Origin of the sequence: Brevibacillus formosus, assembly GCF_003013405.1 — a bacterium.
GTDB lineage: Bacteria > Bacillota > Bacilli > Brevibacillales > Brevibacillaceae > Brevibacillus > Brevibacillus formosus.
Window position 1 is genome coordinate 1 of record NZ_PXZL01000057.1, and the last position, 4,212, is coordinate 4,212.

Sequence of the window (4,212 nt, forward strand, 5' to 3'; positions counted from 1 at the left end):
GCCTATGTCATCTATACATCAGGTTCTACAGGAACGCCAAAGGGAGTGGAGATTGAGCACGGATCACTCTTGAATCTAGTCAACTGGCATCAACGAGCGTATAACGTAATCGCTGGGGATCGTGCATCGCAAATAGCAGGTACAGCTTTTGATGCTTCGGTGTGGGAGATTTGGCCGTATTTGACGGCGGGTGCTACGATTTGCCTGCCACAGGAAGAGATCCGTCTCGTACCGGAAAAACTGCGTGATTGGATAGTCGAATCAGGCATCACAGTAAGCTTTTTACCAACACCTTTGGCAGAGAGTCTGCTTACGTTGAATTGGCCAGCCGAATCAGCATTGCGCTACATGTTGACGGGTGGTGATACTTTGCACCAGTACCCGTCTGCGAATGTGCCGTTTACGCTGGTAAACCAGTATGGTCCAACAGAAAATACCGTCGTTGCTACCGCAGGCATCGTACCCGTGCAGGGAGAACGAGAAGCGGCTCCTTCCATTGGACGTCCCATCGACAACGTATCTGTCTATGTACTCGACGCAAGCAGAAAGCCTGTGCCTGTAGGAGTTGTTGGGGAGCTTTACATCTCGGGAAAAAGCTTGGCGCGCGGCTATCTGAACCGTCCTGACCTGACGGAAGCCAGCTTTGTACCTAATCCGTTCTCTACAAATGAAGGGGCAAGGATGTATCGCACTGGCGACCTGGTTCGATATTTGGCAGATGGAAATTTGGAATTTATTGGACGAGCCGATGATCAAGTGAGCATTCGCGGATTCAGGGTTGAGCTGGGCGAAATAGAGTCGGCTTTGTATGCGCATGCGGCTGTCTCGGAAGCAGTGGTGATCGTCAGGGAAGATCTGACGCCTGGAGTGAAACGACTGGTGGCTTATGCCGTGCTTCATGAGGGAGAAGGGGTACAGACGAATGAATTGCGTCAGTCTTTGAAAGATAGACTTCCAGACTACATGGTGCCATCTGCCATCATCCTGATGGATGCCCTGCCTCTCACTCCAAATGGAAAAGTAGATCGACGTGCTTTACCGGTACCCGATGCCCTGCGAGCTCAATGGGAAGATTCATTTGTTGCCCCACAAACGGAAATAGAACATAAGCTGGCCGAAATCTGGCAAGGAGTTCTGGGTGTAGAGTCAATCGGGATACACGATAACTTTTTCGAACTGGGCGGCGACTCGATTCTAACCATTCAGATCGTGGCGCGTGCCAATCAGGCGGGTATCCGATTTACACCAAAGCACTTGTTTGACTCTCAAACATTGGCAGAATTGGCCGCAAGTGTCGTTGTTCTTGAGGATGCACCACAAGTGCATATGGAGCAGGGGATTGTGACAGGCGAATTGCCTCTGACACCCATTCAGACGTGGTTCTTTGAGCAGGACATTTGCCATGTCAACTACTGGAATCAATCTGTCATGCTTGCTGTGCGCGAAGAAATGGATGCTAGTCTGTTGGCAAAAGCTTTTGCGACGATTCTTGCTCATCATGATGCCTTGCGCCTGCGTTTTCGGAACGTCAACGGAATATGGGAGCAATATCATGATGTCGTTTCGGATGAGGACGTATTTCAGGTAGTCGATTTGACGACAGCTGTACTTGAAGCGGACATAGAGGAGCAAATGCAAGCCATTGCGGACGAGCTACAGGAAAGTCTGGATATCGAAAAAGGACCATTGCTTCGTGCTGCATACTTCCAATGCGGGGACAAACAGCGTCTGTTCATTGCGATTCATCATCTGGCTGTCGATGGTGTCTCTTGGCGAATTATTCTGGAAGACTTGCAAACGGCCTATCAACAATTGACTGGGTTGCAACAGCTGCATTTGCCTCAGAAGACAACTTCTTTCAAGCGATGGTCGGAACAGTTGACACAGTACGCTCAGCAAAGCGGAGTCGACGAATACTGGACAAATCTGGATACAAGTCGTGTACTCAAAGTGCCTGTTGATCATCCGGATGGAAAGAACACAGAAAGTCTGGCCGTACAACTAAAGGTAAAGCTGGGCGTGGGCGAGACTCGTGCCTTGTTGCAGGAGGTGCCAGCCGCTTACCGCACTCAAATTAACGATGTGTTACTCGGTGCTTTGATCCGAGCCTATAACAACTGGACGGGGCAAAAGACACTCTATGTATCAGTTGAGGGACACGGGCGTGAAGAGATCATCGATGGCGTGGACATTTCTCGTACAGTAGGCTGGTTCACAAGCATGTACCCGGTCTTGCTGGAAATGGAGCCAAAGACGCCTTGGGGTTTCCTGATAAAATCAGTCAAAGAACAATTGCGCTCGATTCCTGACAAAGGGATTGGCTACGGCATTCATCGTTATTTAAGCAAAGATGAACAAACGATAAATACTCTGAAAGCTTATCCGCGACCTGAGATTAGCTTCAATTATTTGGGACAATTCGATCAGGATCAAACGGCTGATGCTTCCTTGTTCCAAATCATTCCGAACTGGTCAGCATCCAATCTCAGCAAGGATGAAGCCCGACTCCATAAACTTGATTTCCAGAGCATGGTGGCGGGAGATCAGTTAGAAATGACCTGGACGTACAGCGGTGATATGTACGAACAACGAACGATTGAAGAGCTTGCTCGTGACTATGTGCAATCATTGCAAGCGATCATTGCCCATTGTCGCTCTGAAGAGGCAGGTGGCTACACACCTTCCGATTTCCCGTTGTCGGAGTTGGATCAAAAAAGCCTCGACAAGTTCATTGGGAACAATCGTCTGATCGAGAACATTTACACGCTCACACCGTTACAAGAGGGGATGCTGTTCCACTCTCTTTATGAGCAAGCAGGCGGGGATTACGTCGTTCAACTGGTTGTGAATTTGGATCATTTGAATGTGTCGCTGTTTTCAGAAGCATGGCAAAAAGTTGTCGAGCGACATGCAATCCTCCGAACCTCCTTCTTATGGAGCGGATTAGAGAAACCTCATCAGGTTGTTCATACAAAAGTAAAAGCACATATCGAACAACTGGACTGGAGTCACTTACCGAAAGAAAAGCAAGAAGCTCACTTACAAACCTATCTCGAACAAGATCGCAAGCTAGGCTTTGATCTCGCTCAACCGCCACTGATGCGTTGGTCGTTGATTCGACTAGATTCGAAAACCAGTCAGCTCGTTTGGAGCTTTCACCATATGTTGTTGGATGGTTGGAGTACACCGATCGTGTTAAATGATTGGCTGACATTCTATCGGGCATCCGTTGATGGTATGGAAGCAAAACTGCCAGTCGTCCCTCCGTTTTCCTCTTATATTGCCTGGTTAAAGCAGCAGAGTCTTGAGGCATCAGAGCAGTATTGGCGAAATCATCTGCGGGGCTTCCGCATACCAACTCCTCTTAGCATGGGGAAACCGGGTGGAACGGTTGTTCAACAAAAAGAATACGCTGATCAAATGATTCTTTTGTCTAAAGAAACAACTGCGAGTCTGCAAGCTTTTGCCCGTAAGCATCAACTAACGATGAATACGCTAGTCCAAGGTGCGTGGGCGTTGATTTTAAGCCGTTACGCAGGTGAGTCGGAAGTGGTATTTGGGACAACCAACCTGGGACGTCCAACAGATTTGCGTGGAGTGGACTCTATGGTGGGGCTGTTTATCAACACGCTACCTGTTCGCGTGCTTTTCTCGGAACAATTGACGGTGATCGACTGGCTACAGAACATCCAACAGGAACAGAGTGAGATTCGTCAGTACGAGTTTACACCGCTTGTTGACATTCAAAGCTGGAGCGAAGTGCCGCTCGGACAGGCGTTGTTTGACAGCATACTCGTTTTCGAGAACTACATGTCTGGTACGAAAACACAGACTAATACAGACATGTCGCTAAACGCAATCAAAGCAGTTGAGCAGACGAACTATCCATTGACATTGGTCGCGGCGCCTGGCGAAGAGCTATTGCTCAAGCTGATTTATGAAACAAATCGATTCGAGCGTACCACCATGGATAAGGTATTGGCTCAATTGATCAAAGTATTAGAATCAATGATGGCTCAGCCTACGGACCATCTCTCTGCCATTTCATTCATCACAGACGAGGAACGCCACAAGCTGTTAGTGGAATGGAACGCAACGGAAACGGAATATGCTCGTGACGCGGTAATGCACCAACTGTTTGAAGCACAAGTAGACGCAACACCGGATGCAGAGGCTCTAATTGTCGGAGAAAAGAGACTGACGTACGCGGAG

1 protein-coding gene is annotated in these 4,212 nt (G+C 48.5%); it reads left to right on the forward strand.

Annotated elements, in window-relative coordinates:
* On the forward strand, positions 1-4,212 hold a 4,212-nt coding region (locus C7R91_RS29115), incomplete at both ends, for a non-ribosomal peptide synthetase (protein ID WP_146142154.1).